Raw genomic sequence first — 21,992 nt, forward strand, 5'->3', positions numbered from 1 at the left:
GTCCCGTCGGGGGCCGCTGGGCACCGTTCCCGTACGGTCGCTGGATTTGCGCTGGATCCCCAGAACCTCCGGCACGGTTCTTGCAGGTGACAGCGGTTTCCCACATATTCTGGTGATTCGTCTCGGGGCCGCCGTAGCATCGGTTCTACGGTTCGGCAAACATGCAGGTCGGCTAGGTGCGTTCCAAGAGGTGGACGGCGTCGTCCCACGACCGTTGCTGGATCCGTGCTGGATGAGCTGACAGTTCGTCATTCGTGGTCAGCTCTCGTTCTTCGTACGGTTGCTGGATTGTTGCTGGATGCGGCTGTCGAGGCCTCGTTGAATGAGACCGGTACGGCCGCCGCGAGCACATCCGTCACACCCTCGCCTTCATGCTTGTCCACCGGTAGGTCACTGATCTCCTGGCTCGCCAACGAATCTGAAAAGGGAAAGTTGACGACGTCATGGTGGCGCAGCGCGGCCATCCCCAGATCGTGTATTGAGTGTCGGAGGCGGGAGACCAGCCAGATGGGCATCGTCGCCGCGCGGTCGTTCCCGGGACTAGGGGCACGATCGATGCGATGTTGCCCGTGCCCACGGTGACCAACAGCAGGCCGAGGGCTTCCTTGCGCAGTTCGCCGATCGCCGCTTCCCGGATGCTCCCCAGGAGTTCCTCGCGCTGGTCGGCGAGATGCCGCTCCAGCGCCTGTTCGGCCTCCCGCCGTGCGTTCCGCTCCTTGTCGGTGTCGTCCCACAGCCGGTGCACCTGTTGTTCCAGCCAGGTGAGCTGAGCGCCGAGGGGCCCGGAGGGCAGGCTGCCGCGAGTCACCCGTCCGGTCATGCTGGCTGATAGGCCAGCAGGCAAGGGGATGTGCATCTCGCTACGTACCGGACGACGGCAGAGCCGACGGATGGCCCGGTACAGCAATGCCACCGTCCTGCGGCGTCCGGATCGGAATCGCTCACCCGGAGGAGTTCGAGTCCTCACGGGAGTGGCGCCGCGCCAACGGCGTTGCCGTTCACGTAGTCCGAGACCGCGCGACCGAGAGGAGCAGCACATACGACGACGGCCCCCTGCGCCAACAGGGGGCCGCTCACGTAGTCCGATGCGCCCCGATCAATTGGAGGAGACGTCATCAGTTCTGACCCGCACCGCCGGGCACGGCGTCGTACGCGGCGCCTCGTCCGCCGTCGGATCGGCAGGAGTCATGCTCCTGCTGTGGTGGATCCAGCGGCGCTGACAGCCGGATTCCTGGGGCCCCCAGCGGAACCTGGGGGCCCAGGCACGCGGCGTACGCGTCTAGCCGTGCCAACCACGGTAGAGCGGGATTGAGGAACATCGGCGTCGTTGTCCACCCAGGCGCGTTGACCTTCGGGCAGTAGCCCATGGCTCTAACGTCGCAGCATGACGGAACCGATCCCCAACGCCACCCAGGCCGTTCGCTACGCCATCGAGTTCCTGACGCCCTATGTGGCGGCGGACACCGAGCAGAAGCGCCAGGAGGCGGCCGATTACATCGCCCAGAGACTCAGCGGGCCCGATCCCCTCGAACCCATTCACGTGATCCGGGGCCAGCTCTACCTCAACGAGCTACTTCTGCTTTTCCTCGCTAAGGCGAACGGCGCCCAGCCCGAGGAGTACCGGGAGTGGGCCTTGGAGTGGCTGCGCACCAACTCCCCTAAGTTTCCCGAGTAGGGGCCTGCTTGGTCGGCTCAGCCGCACGGCCTCGAAGTTGGCGGTTATTGGACACCCTTGCTGGACACTGGGAGCCGACTCGATCCGGCGTGCCCACCTCAGGCGTCGACGTTCAAAAATCGATCCGTTTGTGAGAAGCACGGGCATGCGGGAATGGGGGCTGCACCCCGAGCATGCCCTACTCGGGATCCGCCGTGCCCTAGGGGACCAGTGTCAGGTCGCTCCGTCCCGTCAGCTTTCGTGCGAGCCAGACGAACGGTTTGTCGAGGTTGGTGCCGGCCAGTGCTGAGGTCTCGCAGTAGGGGAAACCCTTGTCGAGGTGGAAGGTGAGCTGGTCGGCAGGGACCGCCCGCTTCTGGGCGTCCGCCTTGTTCCCGACCACAACCGCGGGGACGTCGTCCGTGGCGCGCGCCACGTGCTGGTGCCAGTTGGGGATTGCCTGGTAGCTGGCTAGCGAGGTCACGTCGAACATGAAGATGGCGCCGTCGGTCGATAGGTAGAACCCATCACGTACGGCGTCGACGCCGAAGTTCTCTTGCCCGGCGGTGTCCCAGCATTGGAACCCGATCTCGCCAATGTTGGTTGACGGGCAGACAGGCGTGATCTCGGCGCCGAACGCGGTCAGGTACTCGCTCTTCGCACCGGCCCCGGCCTTTCTCACGAAAGTGGTCTTGCCCGCATTTCCGTTACCGATGACCACGATCTTGAAAAAAATTGGTTGTGTCCGCAGGCACCCCATCCCTTCACCCGGGGGCCCCGGTGATCGAAAAGTCTGCCGGGCCCCTGTTGGGGCCCTTCCTCGGGTGTCCCCGTTCCGAAGATCACGGAGTCCCGCAGAACACTGCACTCATTCGGGCCTTTGTAACCGTGGGTTTTCGGAAGACCCTCCCTGCGACCCGAAAGTTACGCCGTCTGGACGAAGTGCCCCAGAGCAGTTCAAGAGCCTCGCCGATCTCGTCGTCCGCGACCGAGGCCAGCGGCCGGGACTCGCCGAGCCGTTCGGCGGTCTTGCCCACCCCGATCCCGTAGTTGCGGACCGTGTTCGGGTTGCCGAGCGAGCCCAGGAACATCGGCCGCCGTCCGGACGGTGAGCGCCTTGCCGGTCGGCAGCTGTACGACCGTGGGCACCGCTTCCGAGGAGGAGATGGAGCAGGCCAGGCCGCGCTCGCGCCCGCCAACTCCGGGACGAGGACGAACTGTCGTTCCGCGAGATCGCCGCCGTGCTGGAGGCTGAGGGCATCCGGCCGAGGCGGGGAGCGCTGGCCCCGGAGACCGCTCGCCGGGTGCTCGCCAACACCACCGACCGGCCGCCGACACTCCAGCCGCACCGCAGAGCCGGGGGTTGAGCAGTGGATCTCATGACGTCCCGGTGGTCGCTCGCTGGAAGGCGGCGAGATCATCAACACTGATGCCCAGGCCCAGCAAGCTCATGATGTGCAGTGCGTACTTACGGTCTCCGAACCGTACGACGCTCCCATCGGGCTCACGACTCGCGACTTCCTCGACCGGACGTCCGTTCTCGAACTGATTTAGCACCCAACACAGGTGCTCGAAGTCTCTGCAATTGATGGTGGGCCGATTTCCGATCATGCCCTTACGAGACGCTTGCCGACTCGTCCGATCAAGGCGCCGCGCAGTAGAAGCGGTGCGCTTGGAACTGATGGGGTGCTGACACCACCGCGGCACGCCCGATCGTTGCGCACACCGTTGTTGGACGCCCAGGCGAGGTCCCTGACCACAAGGTGCGGATGCTCAGCAACCGATCAGTTCTTGGACGCTTCCAGAGCACGGACCGGTCTCGAACCGAGAAATTCCGCAGGCCCACGAGGTGGTGCCTGTGGCAGCCCGCCACGGATCACCTCCGCTCGCGCGGAGACCGGCGGCAGGCGTCTCCGCTGCGCTGCGTCACCGGCGGATCACCTCCGCTCGCGCGGAGACCGGTCAGCGGCGCGAGTGTTCCCGATGCGGAACTCCGGCTCACCTCCGCTCGCGCGGAGACCGGAGCTCCCGTGAGGCGTCCACCGGCATGGCGTCCGGATCACCTCCGCTCGCGCGGAGACCGGCGGGTCATCGGCCCCATGGGCAGCGGGAAGACCGGTTCACCTCCGCTCGCACGGAGACCAGACCACATCCGGCGTCCGCCCGTACGCGTTGGTCGGATCACCTCCGCTGGCGCAGAGACCGGTGACGCGTCCACAGGTGACGTCGCAGGTGCGCCGGATCACCTCCGCTCGCGCGGAGACCGGAGCTCGATCTGAGACGGCAGGAGCGTGGCCACCGGATCACCTCTGCTCGCGCGGAGACCGGTCCAACAGACGGCCGTAGTCGGGGTGCATCGACGGATCACCTCCGCTCGCGCGGAAACCGGCTCCTCAGAGCGTTGGATACTCCGCATTACGTCCGCTCGCGCGGAGACCGGGCGCTGTCGTCGCTCGGCTCGCGGATCGTCAGCAGTTCACCTCCGGTGGCGCGGAGACCGGCCCTCTTTCCGGCCGGATACGGAGTCGTGATCGGTTCACCTCCGCTCGCGCCGAGACCGGATGAGCAGCACCATCCGGCAGAGCGCCGGTACCGGTTCACCTCCGCTCGCGCGGAGACCAGGCCCGGACGAAGCCGCGGACGCCGTAGGTCTTCGGTTCACCTCCGCTCGCGCGGAGACCAGGGCGCCGGTGGCCGGTATTCGGCCCGGTACAGCGGTTCACCTCCGCTCGCGCGGAGACCAGGACCCCCACTTCTCCCAGGAAGATATGGACGCCGGTTCACCTCCGCTCGCGCGGAGACCAGGTCCGGGGCACACCTCCTGGACGGCGATGTTGCGGTTCACCTCCGCTCGCGCGGATACCGGCGCATCCAAGGCGCACACGAGGAACTGATCGACGGATCACCTCCGCTCGCGCGGAGACCGGGGGGCCTCGCACAGCGCGCAGTCCACCGGGTCCGGATCACCTCCGCTCGCGCGAAGACCGGCGTGATACTGCCCGGCTCCGAATCCCGGTTGGCGGTTCACCTCCGCTCGCGCGGAGACCGGTCAACGAGGGTGGACGACTACCTCGCTGAGGGCGGCTCACCTCCGCTCGCGCGGAGACCGGCTGGAAGACAAGCTGCCCGCGTAGGCCAAGCTCGGATCACCTCCGCTCGCGCGGAGACCGGCCACCTCGCCCACTCGCCCCAAAAGGGCTAGCCGGATCACCTTCCGCTCGCGCGGAGACCGGAAGCCCACCGACTTTTCCAAGGGCTTCGAGGACGGATCACCTCCGCTCGCGCGGAGACCGGGCACTTGTGCCCGTGCTCGTCCTCAAGGTCACCGGTTCACCTCCGCTCGCGCAGAGACCAGTCTTCCGAGACGGCGGAGAACTGCTGCGCCTCCGGTTCACCTCCGCTCGCGCGGAGACCAGCATGGAGGAAGAGCGTTATGACCGCAGTTCGCCGGTTCACCTCCGCTCGCGCGGAGACCGGCACGTCGCCCGGCAGGCCGACTTCCGCGGCTCCGGACCACCTCCGCTCGCGCGGTGACCGGTGAGGTTCTCCACCTTCAGTTTGCCGAGCGCTGGTTCACCGCCGCTCGGGCGGAGACTGGAACTCGGCCATCAGCTCTGGGTTGGTCATCGGCTCACCTCCGCTCGTGCGGAGACCGGCGGTGCGCGGCGTCGTACGCGTCCATGACGGCCGGTTCACCTCCGCTCGCGCGGAGACCGGATGCGGCCGTTGTCCCGCACCAGGTCGAGGGCCGGTTCACCTCCGCTCGCGTGGAGACCGGTGCTTGATGTACCGCTCGGCGTGAGGCTGCACCGGATCACCTCCGCTCGCGCGGAGACCGGAAGATGTTCCCCGCGATGAGGAACACCCAGGTCGGATCACCTCCGCTCTCGCGAAGAGCACAATCAGGCTTCGAAGGGCGGCATGTCCTTGCCCGGTTCACCTCCGCTCGCGCCGGGGGGCAGGCCTTTCCGACCCAGGTAACACTGTGTGCGACCATGCTTGGGGTCTATGTCTGACATTAGCCACCAGAGCCGCGAACCTGACGTGCGGGCGGCGTGGGCGAAGCTCGGGACGAAACGCGATGCTGTGCCGCATCCGCTGATCTGTCATGCGTTGGACACGGCTGCAGCAGCGGAGGCCATCGCCCGCACTATGTGCCGGGGGGCTCCGGGAGCGGGGCTGCGGCGGATGCTGGAGCCGCTGGGAGAAGCGGAGTTGTGGATCGCGGCCATGTGCGGACTGCACGATCTCGGGAAGTACTCGCCGACTTTCCAGAGTTTGCGGCTGGACGTTGCGGAACGGCATCTGCCCAAGGTGGCAGGACGGGACATGCGGCGGCTGTTGGAGAGCCCTCTAGAAGGCGCTCGCCAGGACGTGCATCACGGCTGGTACACCGCCGTGCACATGCGCGAGCAGCTGCTCCTATGGGGGGCGAAGCCAGACGTGGCGCGGGATATCGCGATGGCGTTGGGCGGGCATCACGGTTCCTTTCCTGACGCCAGCACGCTAGCGGGCGCACAGCACTCGCCAGGAGAGTCAGGACACGCCCTCTGGGCCAACTGGCGCGCTGGCCTAGTGGACGCCTTCCTCCAGGCGTGGGCGCCTACGGCATCTACCGTGGCGTGGGGGCAGGTTGAACGGGATCCGGGCGCCATGGTGGTCCTTGCAGGATTGACAACCGCCGCTGACTGGGTCGCATCCGACCGGCGGGGACTGGCAGATGTGCAAGGGGAGTTCAGTCTTAAGCAGTACACGGACCAGGCGCGCCGGACGGAGGGCAAGAAGGTCGATGGCATCCGGTGGCAAGCGTGGATGCCTCCCAACGACGTGTCATTCCATGGGCTGTTTCCAGACAAGAGCGCTGTGCGGCCGATCCAGAAATCAGTGGAAGAACTGGTCGCCTCAGTGTCCGGACCGGGGATCCTCCTGATGGCCGCTCCAGCCGGGGAGGGGAAGACCGAAGCCGGGTTGCAGGCCGTCACGTCATTTGTGAAGAAGCTGGACTTGGCCGGCTTCTACGTGGCAATGCCGACTCGGGTCACGAGCGATCAGACGTACCGCAGGGCAGCGGAACTGCTGGAGCGTCTAGGCGCGACGTCACCACTGCAGCTCCTCCACTCCTCCGCGGCCGAGGTGCTGGCGGCAGAGCGAAGCCGCAAGGACAGGGCCGGCACACTGCGGCCCAGCGGAGTTGCCCTCGACATCGACTTGCCGACAGCCGCCGCCATACACCACCAGGGAACGAGACAGGTCAGGGAAGCACGCAGCTGGTTCACGCAGAAGAAGCGCGGCTTGCTGGCGCCCATCGGCGTCGGGACCATCGACCAGCTCCTGCTCGCCGCCTTGCGCGGTCGGCACAACTTTCTGCGCCTGACCGGAGTCTCGGGCAAGGTAGTGCTCTTCGACGAGGTGCACACCTACGACGAATACCAACTGACCTTGCTGAAGGCTCTGTTGACCTGGTTGGGCTTTCTCTCGGTTCCGGTGGTACTACAGTCGGCTACGCTCTCCACCCGGCTCAGTCACGCGTTGGCGGACTGCTGGGTCAATGGAGCGCGCACGTCTGCTCCCTGTGGCTCGGACGTCCCCGGCCAGCTCCTTCCGACGCCACTGCCGTATCCGCGCGTGATGTGGGTCGAGGCACAAGCCGCCGAACCTCTCGTGCAACATGTCGCCGCCTCCGCGTTCGCCAAGGATCGTGTCTACCGGATCCACCAGCCGGAGGATCTGAGCCGGGACACCTGGGGGCAGCACGTCGTCAGCGCATTGGAACTGGCCGCGCAGGACCAGTGCGTCGGGGTGTTCCACAACCTCGCCACCCAGGTCGACCGCGATGCCGCCGCAGCCCGTAAGGAGATCGAGGAACGCACCGGTTGGACGGGGATCGAAATCTACGGGCTCCACGCCCGGATGACCGACCAGGAGCGAGCGCAGGCCGACACCACCGTGCGGGGGGCCTTCGGGCCGCCGGACGACCCGGTCACCTCCCGTCCTACACGGGCGGTTGTCTTCGGTAGCCCGCTGCTCGCCGAGGGCCTGGACATCGATTTCGACACGGCGTTGATCGCCCTGGCACCGATCGACCGTATGCTGCAGGCCATGGGCCGGGTCCGGCGGCACCTCCGCGAGAGACCCGGAGGGAACGGCCCCATCCCGATCTCGATCATCGGTGTCTGGGAAGAAACCAAAACCGCCCGGAACGGCCAGAAGACCGTCACGGTTCACTTCCCCCGCTACACCACCACGGTGACCAGCACGGCACTGCTGCTGCGCACCTGGGCGGTGCTGCGGAACAGAGCGGAGATCAGGCTGGATGACCTCCAGCAGCTGATCGACGCAGTGTACGGCGCCGTGCCCGGGCAAGAAGACCCCATCGCCTGCCCGGACGGATGGGAGGCCCAGTGGCAGACAGCGCACGAGACGATGTGGAAGAGCATTAACAAGAAACAGACGAAGGCCCGCGTCGGCACCATCCCACTGCCACGTGCAGAGATCAGCCTGGAAGAACTGACACGCGCTCCGACCAGCTGGCGCGGTACCCGGCTATCACATGACAGCGATTCGTGAACTCACAGCCGCTCATCGGCTGGTGATCGCCCCGGAGAGATCTGAAAAGGCCGTACTCCCGGGGGGAGATCTGCGAGACTACTCCAACGCTCCCGGTCAGGTGTGCCACGGCGCCAACGGGGCGACGGAATCGAAGAGTTGAAGTGGGTGGGGATCACGGGGGTGTCGTTCAATCTGCTGCACGAGCCGTGGCTGCCAGTCGCCCGTCTAGACGGCTCGTCGGCGAAGCTCAGCATCATGGAGGTGTTGGAGCAGGCTAAGGAGTTGCGGGGGCTGGTTGGTGAGACGGCGACCGTCAGCTCGGCACTTCACCGGCTCCTACTAGCGTTCCTCCACCGTGCCTTCGACCGCGTAGACGATGCCCATTGGCGCAAGTTGTGGCTGGCTTCCTCCGAGGCGGGCTTTCCCAAGGCGGAGCTCAATGCATACGCAGAGAACTGGACTGCGCGGTTCGATCTCTTCGATCCGGAGGCACCGTTCTTCCAGTGCCCTGCCGCGCCGGAGCCCCAGAGGTGGCGCAGTCCCGCCGTGCTCGTGGGATATCGCGCCCGCGGGAACAACGCCACGCTGTTCGACCAAAGCACGGACGACGAAACGCTGCTGCTCGCTGCGGACGAGGCGGCACGCTGGCTGGTGACGACCCAGGCGTATGACACGAGTGGCAAGAAGACGGGCTACGACGGTGTCGGCAACCCCTCTGGTGATGCACCTCCCACAGCGCAGTTTGGCTGCGTACTGGTGGAGGCCGACACGTTGTATCGCACTCTTCTGCTGAACCTGATGGACTACGACCCCAACGCCTGGCGGCCCGCTCCCACTGGCCCGGATGACTGTCCTGTGTGGGAACGTCCTCCGCCCGAGGCGGTGCAAGAGAGCAAAAAGCGCCCACCACGCGGCTGGACGGACGTTCTCACTTGGCCTTCGCGCCGTATCCGCTTCTCGCACACCACAGTGGACGGTCGACCCGTGGTCGACGGCGTGATCGTTTCTCCCGGCAGCACATGCGACCTGCCAATCCGGGACTGTGAATACATGGCGGCGTTCCGGGCTCCGTGGTTCGCCGAGTCGGCTTCGAGCACCAGCCGTACGATGCCCAGGCCGGTCCGTCTGGACACTCTGCGCGGCGTGTGGCGGCACAGCCAGGAACTCCTTCTGCCAGCCGAACGGCGCTGGTACAAACCGTACGGCAAGTCCGGGCTCAGATTGAGCGAGACAGGATTCCCCGAACAGGAACCGCAGCGGCTGCGACCTGCGGCTCTGGAGCGCCTCGCGTACCTTGCCGACACAAAGGCCCTGCCCAAGGACACGGTCTACACGCTGCGTGTCTTCGGCCAGCAGGCTGGATCGGGGGGAAGCGGCTCCATTGCGGCCTGGTGCGAGGAGGCGGTTCCAGCGCCGGTCGCTTTGCTACGCGCCCGCAACCCGCGCATCGGGCTGCTCATCGGAAGCGCAGTGGCTCTCGCTGACGATCTGGGATCCATCCTGCGCGCCTTGGAACGCGGATTCCGGCACGAGTTCGACGGACAGTTCACGCTGAAGGAGGAGCGTAAGAAGGAGGATGCGGGTTACCGGTACCAGTCAGAACTCCGCTACTGGCCTCACCTGCAAGCTGAATTCGCCGAACTCCTCCGCAAACTCGCGCTGATGGAGGACATCGAACCCGGCAGTCGTCGTGCGGAATTGGAGACCGGGGCGCTGAACGAGTGGCGCGTCCAGGCCGTTCGCGCAGCCGACGCTGCCGCCCAGCATTGGCTGCTGCAGCAGACACGTGCTGGACGCACCCTCCTGGACGCCAGCGCGCACCACCAGCGTTACTGCGGGAACCGCCAGAACGTCATCCGCGTGTTCGCCCGAGCCGTGGCCGCACGGACCGCGTCGGAGGAAGCATGACCGATCAGCCCACTAACGCGATGCCTGACGGCCGCGAACTGAGAGACAGGCAGAAGGCCTTCGTCCGGTCCCTGTACTCACTGGCCTCCGGACAGGCGCGCAGCAGCAATGGGCAAGACCAGCTCGGGGGTGCTGCCCGCGGCATGTTGGCCCATCTCCGGCGCAGCGCGACACAGGGCCAGCCCAACCTAACCGTCTGCTCCATGGTCTTCGAACACGATCCGCCCCCATCCCAGGTCGACGCCTGGCTGTTCACCGCGAGCCTCTTCGGCTACGCCCCGCAAGCCGCTCCCGCCTCTCAAGAGCTCCGCTCGCTCGGCGCTGCGTTGGGGCACCTGGCCCGCGGGCAGCAGGGCGAGGGGGCGAAGCGGCGGATGGAACACCTCCTGGCCGCGGAGCCCACGAGCCTGCCGTACTACCTGCGCCAGTCCGTACGGCTCGTACACCAGGCCGGCATTCCGCTGGACTTCCTCACCCTCCTCCAGGACATGGTGATCCTCCTTCCCCAGGCTCAAGACGGACGCGACTCGGTCGGCAGAGACCGGCTGCTGCTGCGCTGGGCACAGGAATACCACCGCGCGAGCCAGAGCGAGAAAACCGCCGAGGACAGCGAAGAAGCCGGACCCGAGACCGACGCTGACCTGTACCCGGACAACGAGGACCTGTAGCCAAGCCATGACCGGCTCGCCCCCTGCAACTCATCGGCACGCAACCGACACCGGAGAGTACGTTGATCATCGAGCTTCACCTGCTGCAGTCCTTCCCGGTAAGCAATTTGAACCGGGACGATCTGGGCCAGCCCAAGACGGCCCGCTTCGGTGGCGTGACCCGGGCCCGGATCTCCAGCCAGTCCCTCAAACGCGCGGCACGCGACAGCCTCGATAAGTATGGACTCAACCCGGAAGAGCTGGGAAAACGCTCTAAGCGGCACGGCGAGAAGGCGGCCAGCATCCTCGTCGAACGCGGGATCACGCAGGATCTCGACGATGCCCGCAGTGTGACCGAACTCGCCTTGAAGGTCTTGGGCTTCAAACTGGACGACAAGAAACGCCTGTCCTACCTCCTCTTCCTCCTCTCAACTGCCCCTTATACGCTCGCAGATGCCTGTGAAGAGCACTGGCACACCTTCAAGGACGAACTCGACAAGCGCGACGCGCAGCTGAAGGAGAAGAGCGGCAAGAAGTCGAAGCCAGCGAGTGAAGCGGACTGGATCAAGGCCCTGCAGAAGAGCAAGCCGGGCGAGGGGCCTCTCCTCGCCTTCAAGAAGGCGACGGAAGATGCCTTCCTCCAAGGTGGCCGCCAGGCCGTTGACATCGCCCTCTTCGGCCGCATGATCGCCGACCACTCCCACAAGAACGTCAGCGCAGCCTCTCAGGTCGCCCACGCACTGTCCACACACGGAGTGACCACCGACTTCGACTACTTCACCGCTCTCGACGACTTCTCCCGAGGCGAGGAACCGGGAGCCGGCATGGTCGGCACCATCGAGTTCAACGCCGCCTGCTACTACCGCTACGCGAATCTCGACCTCGACCAGCTGCACGCGAATCTCTGGCTGAACGGCAAGGACGCCGAGGCTGTTCCCGACCCCGAGGACCTGATCGCTCGGGCGGCAGAGGCGTGGCTGCGCTCCTTCATCCACGCCGTACCGAACGGAAAACAGACGACGATGTCCGCCCGAACGGTGCCCGAGACGCTCTTCGCCGTCGTCCGCGACCAGGGCGCCTGGAACCTAGCCAACGCCTTCCTGAAGCCGGTGACTGACACCAACGACCTCCTAGCCGCCTCTACCAACCGACTGCTGCGGCACTACAGCAAGATCGCAACCTTCTACGGCGACGAGCAGATCCGCGGCGGCGTCTTCCACACCCTGGCCGACGACGTCCCAGAGGCCGCCGGCATCGTTGATCCCGCGGCCACCTGCGACGAGTTCATTCAATACGTCCTCGACGCCGCTGGGTGTGCCCGATGAGTGTGCTCCTGCTGACTTTCGACGCGCCCATGCAATCCTGGGGCCAACGGTCACGCTTCACCCTCCGTGACACCGGCGACGAGCCCACGAAGTCCGGTGTAATCGGCCTGCTCGCCGCCGCACAGGGCATCGGACGCGACGAAGACGAGCGCATCCGCCGCCTCGCGACGCTACGGATGGGCATACGCGTGGACCGGGAAGGCGTACGGGATGTGGACTACCACACCGCGCAGAACGTTGCGAAAGCCGATGGCAAGGGCAACCAGCCCGTCGTCTCCCGCCGCCACTACCTCGCCGATGCACTCTTCCTCGTCGCCTTGGAGGGGGAAAACACACAGCTACATGCGTTCCACCAGGCCCTCCTCGCCCCACGCTGGCCCCTCTACTTCGGCCGCCGCTCCTTTGCCCCCGCCCGCCCAATCGTCGCCCCCGACCGAACAGTCGCCATCCAAGACCTGGCGCTCGAGGAGGCCTTGCACACCCAGCCCTGGACCGGCTACGGCACCCCACCCACCGAACACCTGCGCACAATCATCGACACCACCCCCACGGACCCAGGCGCCGAACTCCGCTACGACGTCCCCGACTCGTTTCGGACCAACAACCGGCAGTACCGAGCCCGCTACGTCCGCACCAGCCACGTGCCCTGCCCCGCGCCCACTGCTTCCAGTTCCGCCCTTCAACCCCCGAAGAAGCCATAATGACCACGGCGTCCTCTGCCTCCGATCTCTGGCTCACCCGCATCCTCCTGGATCCGCGCAGCCCTGACGTCCGTCGCGACCTCGCCAGCGCCACCGCTCTCCATCAGACGCTCATGCGCCTGTTCCCTGACGACCTTGGGCTGCATGCCCGTCAGACGGCAGGCGTCCTCTTCCGCCTCGAGGAACAAGCTGAGACCCGGACGATCCTGATGCAGAGCATCCTGGAACCGCGCCTGGAAAACCTCCCCCTCCGCTACGGCAACGCGCTCTCCAAGCCACTCACGCCCCTACTCACTCACCTCCAGTCCGGCACCCCCATCCGCTACCGCATCACCGCCAACGCCATCCGCCGCTTGGGAAAGAACCCCACGACCCCCAACGGCCGTCCCGGTCAGTACCTGCCCCTCCACGGCGCAGACGCGGAAGAATGGTGGCACCGCCAGTCCGCCACGTGCGGCATCACGCTCCACACCGTCCTCGCCACCTCCCTCCCATCCGCCCGTGGTACTCGAACTCCTGACAAACGACGCATCCTCCACGCCCGCACCCGCTTCGACGGCACCGGCACGGTCACTGATCCTCAACAGCTCGCTGAGCGCATCCGCACAGGAATCGGACGCGGGAAGTCGTACGGCTGCGGAATGCTCTCTGTAGCGCCCACGAGAAGAGCAGGGGAGGGCGACCTGATCAGCAATCACTAGACCATGAGCTGGCAAACTGGCCAGAAAGCCGCAGCTCACGCAGGGGCTTCTCCGCCCAAGCGGAGGTGAATCGCACCAAGAAGTGCAGGATGAATACAACAATTCGGCTTCTCCGCGCAAGCGGAGGTGAATCGCACGTCTCGGTACCGTGCCGGTTAGCGGAATGGGCTTCTCCGCGCAAGCGGAGGTGAATCGTGCCAGCGGGCGCTGCGCGGCTTCATCGCCCGGGCTTCTCCGCGCGCGGAGACCGGGAACGTCCCGTGCCCTTCCTCGTAGGTGTCGTCGGATCACCTCCGCTCGCGCGGAGACCGGTCTCCAGGCCAGGGGCTTTCCCTGTTGGTCTGCGGGTCACCTCCGCTCGCGCGGAGACTGGCACTCGAACGAGCGACGGCTCGGGCTCCCGTCGATTGACCTGCGCTCGTGCGAGACCAGACCGAGGGCGACGAGTTCCGCCTCAACAACAACGGTTCACCTCCGCTCGCGCGGAGACCGGAGCACCCAGGCCAAGCCCAGGAACATGCCTACCGGATCACCTCCGCTCGCGCGGAGGCCAGTTGGCGTCGTTGGCCGTGCCGATGGGGCAGGTCGGTTCACCTCCGTTCGCGCGGAGACCGGAGACCGGCGATGTCCTTCCGGGTACACATGCGCGGCTCACCTCCGCTCGCGCGGAGACCGGGGCGCAGGATTGCGGTCATGATGAGGGAGCTCCGGATCACCTCCGCTCGCGCGGAGACCGGATGCGGCCGTTGTCCCGCACCAGGTCGAGGGCCGGTTCACCTCCGCTCGCGCGGAGACCGGCCGGTGTCCGCATGCACATACAGGCACTCGTACGGTTCACCTCCGCTCGCGCGGAGACCGGTACGTTGTCCGGCAGGCCGACTTCCGCGGCTACGGACCACCTCCGCTCGCGCGGTGACCGGTGAGGTTCTCCACCTTCAGTTTGCCGAGCGCTGGTTCACCGCCGCTCGGGCGGAGACTGGAACTCGGCCATCAGCTCTGGGTTGGTCGGGATCGGCTCACCTCCGCTCGCGCAGAGACCGGGAAGTGTCCAACTGGCTGTACGTCGCCAACGACGGATCACCTCCGCTCGCGCGGAGACCGGATGCCCGACCAGTCGTGGGCCTACCTGGTCGGCGGTTCACCTCCGCTCGCGTGGAGGTGGCCCGGTTTTCGAGACCGCCCACGAGCTCGAGATCAAGTCCGCTCCGCGCCTGCGGAGGTGAACCGCCCTACGGGCTTGAGATGTACGCCGGGATGACCGCCGCTTCGCATCCGCGGAGGTGAACCGGAGTCTGGCAAGCCCCCCTGGCCGTTTGCTGATCCGCTCCGCACCCGGAGGTAGGCCGTTGATCGGCCCGGGGATCTGCGTCGCGGACGCTACCTCCGCAGCGGAGTGTAGGAGCAGGTGCGACTGGTACGGGTCTCGTCTGGTGACTTGGCTGCGTTGCTGAGCTGGTCACCGTTACCCGTGGCTTACGGTGTCGGCCACGGATTCCGCGAGTTTGACCATTTCCAGGTGATAGGTGCTCTTGGCCGGGTTGGGGTAGCGGACGCTGTGGCGGTAGTAGCGGTGGAAGGCGATGATGAGCGCTGCGTGCTCGATCTCCATGGGCAGTGCGGCGGCGGCCGTGTCCGACAGCGGTGTGACCTGCTGGTAGCCGTTCACCAGTGCGTTCAGTCGCTCCGTCGTGAGGACGCCGTCTTCCTGTGCCAGTCCCACCGCTGCCATCCCGAGGTCGAGCAGCGGGTCGTCGAGTGAGACGGTTTCCCAGTCCAGTACGGACAGGCTGCCGTCGTCGTGCACGATCACGTTGTCGGCGAAGAGGTCGCCGTGCGCGATCTTCTGTGTGCGTTCGCTGGCTGCTTCGGCGTTGCGGATCTGTGCCAGCTGGTCGGTGAGCCAGGTCGCGAAGGTGCGGTCGGCGAACTGCGGGATGAGGTTCAGCTGGGCGGGGGAGAGGCGGCGGGTGCCGGCCGGGATGTCGTCGAGGCCCTCCGACTGTGGGTCCAGGGCGTGGAGTTGCGCGAGGATGCGTCCCGCCTCGGGGAGCAGTTCTACGGGGAGCGGCTCATGCACTTGCCCCGCGATCCACTTCTTCAGGATCACGGGGCGGTCGCCGAGGCTCGTGATCAGCGATCCGTCGATGGCGGGGACGACCTCGGTGGTCGGCACGCCGAGGCGGAAGACGGCCTGGGTGTGCGTCGCCAGCCGGTGGGCGCTGTTCATGTCGTGGTTGTCGAGGATGGTCAGCGTGAAGTCGCCGCAGATGCTGGAGAGACGGAAGCTCGAGTTCGCCGCGCCTCCTTTGACAGGCTCCAGCTTCGCCTCGTTGAGGTTGTAGCGCTCGCACACGGCGGGCAGGTCGATCTGGTCCATCGTCGTGTACGTGGCCACCCGGTTCAGTCTCCTGTGTCTCTGTATCCGGCGGCCTCTCGGCGCCGGTCGTCCACGATCGAGGTCCAGCGTGCCCGGACCTGATCCTCTTCGTCCACCCACTGAGCGCGCGGCAGGTCGCCGGGCGGCTCCTCGCCTGCCATCAGATAGGCCAGCTCAAGGAGGTAGGCGAACTCCTCGCCCCGTACGCAGGCGCGCAGCTGCTCGCGTGCTTCGCTCAGCAGGGCGGGCTCGCCGAGCACGGCGGCGTGCAGGCAGAGGGCGAAGCGCACATACGCGATAGAGGAGGTCAGCCCGGCCTCGCGGGCCTCGTCGGCGAGTGCCTGGGCGCGGGTCGGTAGGTCGATGGCGACGCCTGCGTCCCGTACGAGTGAGGCGATCTTCGTCTGGATTTCCGCCCACCGGATGGACACTCCGGCCAGTGCGTCCTCGGCTCGGGTGATTTCCTCTCGGGCCCGTGGGCGGCCCTGGAAGGCGGCGGCGAAGGCCAGGCAGGCCTGCGACAGCGCGGCCTCACCCGGCTGGCCGAGGCGCAGCGCCTGATCGCGGTTGACCGCATAGGAGGAGCAGGCGAGCGCCATGTTCCCCTGGGTCCACCACAGGTCGCCGAGCGCACGATCGCGGCGCCCTTCCACACCGAGGGCCTCGGCGGTGGCGTACACCTGGGGAAAGCGCCCCACCCGGCGTGCGAGGTGGACCAGGCCGCGGGCCGCCGTGGGAGCGAGCCGCCCGCCGGCGTCGGCGACCTGACGCATCCCCCGCAGCGAGCGGTCGAAGTTCCCCAGGTCGCGCTCGCACTCCGCGAGGAAGTAGCGCGGCAGCTCCAGCAACGGCGCGGGCAACTGCCCGGAGGCCAGCACCACACGTAACTGCTCGGCGGTTTCGCCCCGATGACGGCGCTGGCGCCGTGCGATCGCGGACAACGCGACGGCCAGGGCCTCGGCGGGACTACTGATCGACGCCTCGCCACTCGCCCCGGCCGTGGACGGCAACTCAATGGGCTCCCACACGAAGTCGTCGACGTAACCGAATGCCGCGTCACCCAGCCAGCCCAGGTCCAGGCCGTAGTCGCGGGCGAGGGTGAGGCCCTGGCGCAGGGCGGCCACCAGACGGGTCCGGTCTGTGTCCGCTTCCCGTCCCAGGGCGTCGAGGGTGCGTTGCGCGGCCCGCCGCCAGTCCGCCTCACTCCAGCGGTCCTCGCTGGTCGAGTCCGCCTCCAGCATCGCCTCCCGTACGAGACTGTGCAGCCGGTACGGCCACGGGGCCCCGGGATCCATGTCCACGAAGGGACGCTCGACCAACTCAAGCGCCGGGGCATCGTGATCGAGGCCCGCGGCCGCCGCGGCCAGTTCGACGGAGAATGAGTCGAGCAGGCTCACCGCGCGCAGAACCCGCCTCACGCTCGGCGTGAGATCGCGGAAGGTCCGGGCCACCAGCGCCGGGAAGTCCAGATTGAACTCATCCAGCTCCGGTACGCGCCCGTTCCTGCGGTACAGGTCCAGGAACCGCATCACCGCGAGGTCCAGATACAGCGGCAGCCCATGGGAGTTGGCCGTCACCAGATGACGCGTACGGGTGTCCATGAGCGGCTGGCCGTCGACGGTCAACCGCTGGCACAGGTACGTCTCGCAGTCTTCCGCGGACAGATAGCCGACGGTGTGCTGGCGTGGCTCTGCCACCGCGCCGCCGACGAGCAGAGGCCAGAACTCCGCCCCGGCCCAGTCCAGTTGCCCCTCCAGCTTCGGATCGTCCCACTGCAGCCGGTTGCGCCCCGTGATGACGAACAGGACGTTCGGCATCAGCCACACCACCCGCTGGATCAGGCGCTCCAGATCGCGGTGCACCCGGTCCCTGACGTCCTCAAAGGTGTCCAGGAGCACGACGAGCGTGGCCTGACGCTTGGCCGGGACCCGGCTGAGATCCCACGCGAGCAGATGCGCGTAATAGCTGAGCGCCTCGAGGTCCGGGTCGGCCTCCAGGAGATCGGCCAGACGCCGGCACTCGGCCAGCGAACGCACCTGGTGGCGGCGGTCGCGCAACGCCCGTACGAGCGAGCGCAGCCCCTGCCCGACGAGCGCGCCCGTCGTCCCGGGCAGCGCCACGGCCTGTGCGACGTCCGCCAGCACCGACTGCATTTGCCCGGACATGGAGCGCGATCCCGGGAACCGGCTGAACCAGGTGCGGCGCCGCAGATACTCCTCGAGCGGCTCCCCTGGATGGTTGCGTTCCCAGTAGCGCTGAAACGCGATGTCGAACGCCGGCATAGGCTCGCCCAGCTCGGCGACGGCCAGCCGCAGGGCGAGCATCAGCGACTCGAAGTCCCCGCCCGCATCACGGGACAAGTCGATGCGCACCGGCGCCACCCGCCCCACCTGAGGATCCAGCGCAGGCCAGTTGGCGCCCCGCGTCTCGCTGTCCACCAGGTGCTCGGCGACGCCACGCGACAGCGTGGATTTGCCTATGCCTCCCACCCCGTAGAAGACGAGCACGTTACGCCGCGGCGCCTCCAGGTCCTCCACGTCGAACCCAGGCTCGCTCACCCACCGCGTATGGCGAGCGAGGCTCTCCGCCACCGTGGCCCACTCATCCCGCCGGTCGGCGAAGAAGTCAACGGCCTTCAGCTCACGGTCATTGGACCGGAACAGCGCACGCAGATCCGATCTGGACACTCTTGGCTACCCCCGGTCATCAACGACTCAACTCACCCAGCTCAGCAGCCTATTTGATGAGTGGTCAAGCACAGGTCGCGATCCGGACAAGGCCCAGGGCCGCAGATCCGTCTAACTAACTCCTCGGCACCTGCCTCCCGTTGCGATCGTGGCCGTCCCACTCTCGCGGAGCCTGGGCATCGACGTCGTCCTGCGTGGCCTGCCATGCCGGTTTACCTCCGCTCGCGCGGAGACCGGTCCGCAGGGTTCCAGTCGTCGGGCACCGTCGCCGGTTCACCTCCGCTCGCGCGGAGACTGGCACTCGAACGAGCGACGGCTCGGGTTCCCGTCGGTTGACCTCTGCCCGCGCGGCGACCGGGTGACCAGCCTGGTCCGCGACGAGCTGGACACCGGATCACCTCCGCTCGCGCGGAGAGCCAGAGAATGCGGTGCCACCCTCCCGAACGCCGATACGGATCACCTCCGCTCGCGCGTTGACCGGGCGACCTGCTCCGGGGTGAGGATCACAGACTGCGGATCACCTCCGCTCGCGCGGAGACCGTTGCTGCGCCTGCCGGGCCGGGGCGATCGGCTCCGGTTCACCTCCGCTCGCGCGGAGACTGGGCCACCAGCAGCGGGATCGGCGAGGGCACCCGCGGATCACCTCTGCTCGCGCGGAGACCAGACCACCGATGTACGGGCCCGCACGCAGGACGTCGGATCACCTCCGCTCGCGCGGAGACCAGGTTCGGCCGCCACAGCCGGTCCTGGTAGGCGGCGGATCACCTCCGCTCGCGCGGAGACCGTTGCTGCGCCTGCCGGGCCGGGGCGATCGGCTCCGGTTCACCTCCGCTCGCGCGGAGACTGGGCCACCAGCAGCGGGATCGGCGAGGGCACCCGCGGATCACCTCTGCTCGCGCGGAGACCAGACCACCGATGTACGGGCCCGCACGCAGGACGTCGGATCACCTCCGCTCGCGCGGAGACCAGGTTCGGCCGCCACAGCCGGTCCTGGTAGGCGGCGGATCACCTCCGCTCGCGCGGAGACCGGCCCAGAGTCGGCACGCCGTTCGCACTCGGTTCACCTCCGCTCGCGCGGAGACCGGTCAACGCGGGTGGATGACTACCTTGCTGAGGGGGGATCATCTCCGCTCACGCGGAGACCAGGACATGGCGGCCAAGGCGTTCTCCGCCGTGGCCGGATCACTTCCGCTCGCGCGGAGACCAGGAGCTCTGTGCGGGAGACGATGTCGATCCGGCCGGATCACCTCCGCTCGCGCGGAGACCAGGGCGTGCGGCTGCGCACGATCGTGCCTGCGCGCGGATCACCTCCGTTCGCGCGGAGACCGTGACACCACCGGCGTCAGCTTGGGCATCCCGTCCGGATCACCTCCGCTTGCGGGGAGACTGGGCCGTCATCGGCGGCATCTCGTCCATCAGCAGCGGTTCACCTCCGCTCGCGCGGAGACCGGGAGCTGGTGCAGGAGTACGGCACGCTGCCCGCCGGTTCACCTCCGCTCGCGCGGAGACCGGAACGCGGCACCAAGGTTGATGGTGTTGGCGGTCGGATCACCTCCGCTCGCGCGGAGACCGGCGTATATCCCACCGCGCTGGCCTTGTCCTCGACGGATCACCTCCGCTGGCGCGGAGAAGGTCGAACGTCAGGTTCTCCAGCAACCAACTGGACGGATCACCTCCGCTCGCGCGGAGACCGGGGGCTGCACCTCGGCACGAACACGCTGCGGCACGGATCACCTCCGCTCGCGCGGAGACCGGAAGGACGACTGGCTCTACGAGCTGTGGCACAGCGGTTTACCTCCGCTCGCGCGGAGACCGGGCCACCAGCAGCGGGATCGGCGAGGGCACCCGCGGATCACCTCCGCTTGCGCGGAGACCGGAGCAGTACCCCAGCGAACAGGATCGTGTGGGACGGATCACCTCCGCTCGCGCGGAGACCAGGCAGGATCGACGCCCTCTTAGTCCGCCTCGGCCGGATCACCTCCGCTCGCGCGGAGACCAGGATCTGGACGTGCGGGTTCATCGCACAGGCTCCGGATCACCTCCGCTCGCGTGGAGACCGGCCCGACGATGGGCCGCGGATCACCTCCGCTTGCGCGGAGACCGGGCGTTCCGCGGCGCGTTCGCCCTCGCGCTCGACGGATCACCTCCGCTCCGCTTGCGCGGAGACCGGCGCTGCTGGTGCTCAGTCGCTGCCTGCGCTGCCGGATCACCTCCGCTCGCGCGGGGACCGGGGCGGCGCGACCAGGACGTGGCAGTTCTACCCCGGATCACCTCCGCTCGCGCGGAGACCAGGCCGGTACCCACGCGGGCTGCTGTGTGTATGACGGTTCACCTCCGCTCGCGCGGAGAACGGCGCGACAAGTACCTCCCCGCGCTGGCCGAGTTCGGTTCACCTCCGCTCGCGCGGAGACCGATGCGGCGAAGACAACGGTTTCGTCTTGGACTGCGGATCACCTCCGCTCGCGCGGAGACCAGGTCTTGGACGGGCGGACCCCGAACGACAGCCGCGGATCACCTCCGCTCCCGCGGAGACCAGGTGTAGGCGTGGTAGGCGGCGTAGGCGTGGGCCGGATCACCTCCGCTCGCGCGGAGACCGGGCTAGGCGATCGGGTTCCTCTGGCTCACCGTGCGGTTCACCTCCGCTCGCGCGGAGACCAGCCACCCGTGATGACGGCGGCCGGGACGGGCACCGGTTCACCTCCGCTCGCGCGGAGACCAGCCGCTGCGCAGCGACCAGGAAGCGAAGAACGCCGGTTCACCTCCGCTCGCGCGGAGACCAGTGCCAGTCCTTGGCGTCCGCGTATCCGGCGATCGGTTCACCTCCGCTCGCGCGGAGACCAGTCCATGGCAAGCCCAAGCCCGCTCCTTGAGGACGGTTCACCTCCGCTCGCGCGGAGACCAGGTGATCGACTTCCTTCGTCGCTCGGACGACGACGGTTCACCTCCGCTCGCGCGGAGACCAGGGCCTGCCCGGCAAGGCCACGTTCACGATCTACGGTTCACCTCCGCTCGCGCGGAGACCAGCCGAACGCCGTCAGCCTGGGATGGTGGCCCCACGGTTCACCTCCGCTCGCGCGGAGACCAGTCTCCTCACCGGCCTCGCCGTATTCTCCCCTGCGGTTCACCTCCGCTCGCGCGGAGACCAGCCGCCGGACTCGCGCAAGTCCGACACAACCGGCGGTTCACCTCCGCTCGCGCGGAGACCAGGCGGCCCTGCACCGTGACCGCGCCCTCCACGACGGTTCACCTCCGCTCGCGCGGAGACCAGGGTGGCGCTGCCCGAGTGCTCGCGTGATGGTGCGGTTCACCTCCGCTCGCGCGGAGACCAGGGCCTCGACCTGGACTGGCTCACCGACGCCGCCGGTTCACCTCCGCTCGCGCGGAGACCAGGTTGAGCTGATCGAAGTGGGCCCTGCCCACACCGGTTCACCTCCGCTCGCGCG

Annotated in this window: 12 protein-coding genes, 1 pseudogene and 1 CRISPR repeat array (1 of these 14 running past the window's edge); of the genes and pseudogenes, 8 read left to right on the plus strand and 5 right to left on the minus strand. The window is 67.4% G+C overall.

The window, feature by feature from the left end; translation table 11 throughout:
- Positions 1–355: 355 nt before the first annotated feature.
- On the minus strand, positions 356–820 hold the full coding sequence (locus ACWD10_RS18355; RefSeq protein ID WP_451092102.1) for a hypothetical protein: 465 nt from the start codon (positions 818–820) through the stop codon (positions 356–358).
- A gap of 265 nt (positions 821–1,085) precedes the next feature.
- On the opposite strand from ACWD10_RS18355, the gene ACWD10_RS18360 reads away from it, so the two are divergent.
- Positions 1,086–1,220 (plus strand): hypothetical protein, encoded by a 135-nt coding sequence (locus tag ACWD10_RS18360; protein ID WP_451092104.1) that lies wholly within the window; start codon positions 1,086–1,088, stop codon positions 1,218–1,220.
- A gap of 164 nt (positions 1,221–1,384) precedes the next feature.
- Positions 1,385–1,675: a hypothetical protein gene (locus ACWD10_RS18365; RefSeq protein WP_451092106.1), complete on the plus strand. Its 291-nt coding sequence runs from the start codon at positions 1,385–1,387 to the stop codon at positions 1,673–1,675.
- A 199-nt stretch (positions 1,676–1,874) separates the two neighbouring features.
- Here the strand turns inward: ACWD10_RS18365 and ACWD10_RS18370 are convergent, their stop codons facing one another.
- Both ACWD10_RS18370 and ACWD10_RS18375 read right to left on the minus strand, forming a co-directional pair.
- Positions 1,875–2,375, minus strand: coding sequence for a GTP-binding protein (locus ACWD10_RS18370; protein WP_451092108.1), 501 nt, complete (start codon positions 2,373–2,375; stop codon positions 1,875–1,877).
- A 214-nt stretch (positions 2,376–2,589) separates the two neighbouring features.
- Positions 2,590–2,803 (minus strand): annotated as a pseudogene (locus tag ACWD10_RS18375) (site-specific integrase); the annotation flags it as partial.
- Positions 2,804–5,662: 2,859 nt separating this feature from the next.
- On the opposite strand from ACWD10_RS18375, the gene ACWD10_RS18380 reads away from it, so the two are divergent.
- The 6 genes from ACWD10_RS18380 to cas6e all read left to right on the plus strand — a co-directional run bounded on the left by ACWD10_RS18380 (position 5,663) and on the right by cas6e (position 13,485).
- Complete coding sequence (locus ACWD10_RS18380; RefSeq protein ID WP_451092110.1) at positions 5,663–8,221, plus strand: CRISPR-associated endonuclease Cas3''; 2,559 nt, start codon at positions 5,663–5,665, stop codon at positions 8,219–8,221.
- A 162-nt stretch (positions 8,222–8,383) separates the two neighbouring features.
- Positions 8,384–10,111, plus strand: coding sequence for a type I-E CRISPR-associated protein Cse1/CasA (casA, locus tag ACWD10_RS18385; RefSeq protein ID WP_451092112.1), 1,728 nt, complete (start codon positions 8,384–8,386; stop codon positions 10,109–10,111).
- Between the two features lie 20 nt (positions 10,112–10,131).
- A complete protein-coding gene (gene casB / locus ACWD10_RS18390; protein WP_451092373.1) occupies positions 10,132–10,779 on the plus strand; it encodes a type I-E CRISPR-associated protein Cse2/CasB in 648 nt (215 codons plus the stop codon).
- Positions 10,780–10,841: 62 nt separating this feature from the next.
- Positions 10,842–12,083: a type I-E CRISPR-associated protein Cas7/Cse4/CasC gene (gene cas7e, locus ACWD10_RS18395; RefSeq protein WP_451092114.1), complete on the plus strand. Its 1,242-nt coding sequence runs from the start codon at positions 10,842–10,844 to the stop codon at positions 12,081–12,083.
- Positions 12,080–12,784 (plus strand): type I-E CRISPR-associated protein Cas5/CasD, encoded by a 705-nt coding sequence (gene cas5e / locus ACWD10_RS18400; protein WP_451092116.1) that lies wholly within the window; start codon positions 12,080–12,082, stop codon positions 12,782–12,784. The genes cas7e and cas5e overlap by 4 nt, the downstream gene beginning before the upstream one ends.
- A complete protein-coding gene (gene cas6e / locus ACWD10_RS18405) occupies positions 12,784–13,485 on the plus strand; it encodes a type I-E CRISPR-associated protein Cas6/Cse3/CasE (RefSeq protein WP_451092118.1) in 702 nt (233 codons plus the stop codon). The genes cas5e and cas6e overlap by 1 nt, the downstream gene beginning before the upstream one ends.
- 1,462 nt (positions 13,486–14,947) lie before the next feature.
- On the opposite strand, the gene ACWD10_RS18410 is transcribed toward cas6e, so the two are convergent.
- Both ACWD10_RS18410 and ACWD10_RS18415 read right to left on the minus strand, forming a co-directional pair.
- On the minus strand, positions 14,948–15,880 hold the full coding sequence (locus ACWD10_RS18410) for a phosphotransferase (protein WP_451092120.1): 933 nt from the start codon (positions 15,878–15,880) through the stop codon (positions 14,948–14,950).
- 5 nt (positions 15,881–15,885) lie between these two features.
- Positions 15,886–18,549 carry an ATP/GTP-binding protein gene (locus ACWD10_RS18415; RefSeq protein WP_451092122.1) on the minus strand — a complete coding sequence of 888 codons (2,664 nt, stop codon included), beginning with the start codon at positions 18,547–18,549 and terminating at the stop codon, positions 15,886–15,888.
- A gap of 2,202 nt (positions 18,550–20,751) precedes the next feature.
- A CRISPR array of direct repeats spans positions 20,752–21,992; the repeat unit is 30 nt; unit sequence CGGTTCACCTCCGCTCGCGCGGAGACCAGG (it continues 619 nt past the right edge of the window).

The organism is Streptomyces sp. NPDC002851, from assembly GCF_053591935.1.

Bases quoted from the DNA above. Each gene is read 5' to 3' on its own strand.
- ACWD10_RS18360 (WP_451092104.1), top strand. From the start codon at position 1,086: ATGCGCCCCGATCAATTGGAGGAGACGTCATCAGTTCTGACCCGCACC.
- cas6e (WP_451092118.1), top strand. From the start codon at position 12,784: ATGACCACGGCGTCCTCTGCCTCCGATCTCTGGCTCACCCGCATCCTC.
- ACWD10_RS18355 (WP_451092102.1), bottom strand. From the start codon at position 820: ATGACCGGACGGGTGACTCGCGGCAGCCTGCCCTCCGGGCCCCTCGGC.
- casB (WP_451092373.1), top strand. From the start codon at position 10,132: ATGCCTGACGGCCGCGAACTGAGAGACAGGCAGAAGGCCTTCGTCCGG.
- cas5e (WP_451092116.1), top strand. From the start codon at position 12,080: ATGAGTGTGCTCCTGCTGACTTTCGACGCGCCCATGCAATCCTGGGGC.
- ACWD10_RS18365 (WP_451092106.1), top strand. From the start codon at position 1,385: ATGACGGAACCGATCCCCAACGCCACCCAGGCCGTTCGCTACGCCATC.
- ACWD10_RS18380 (WP_451092110.1), top strand. From the start codon at position 5,663: ATGTCTGACATTAGCCACCAGAGCCGCGAACCTGACGTGCGGGCGGCG.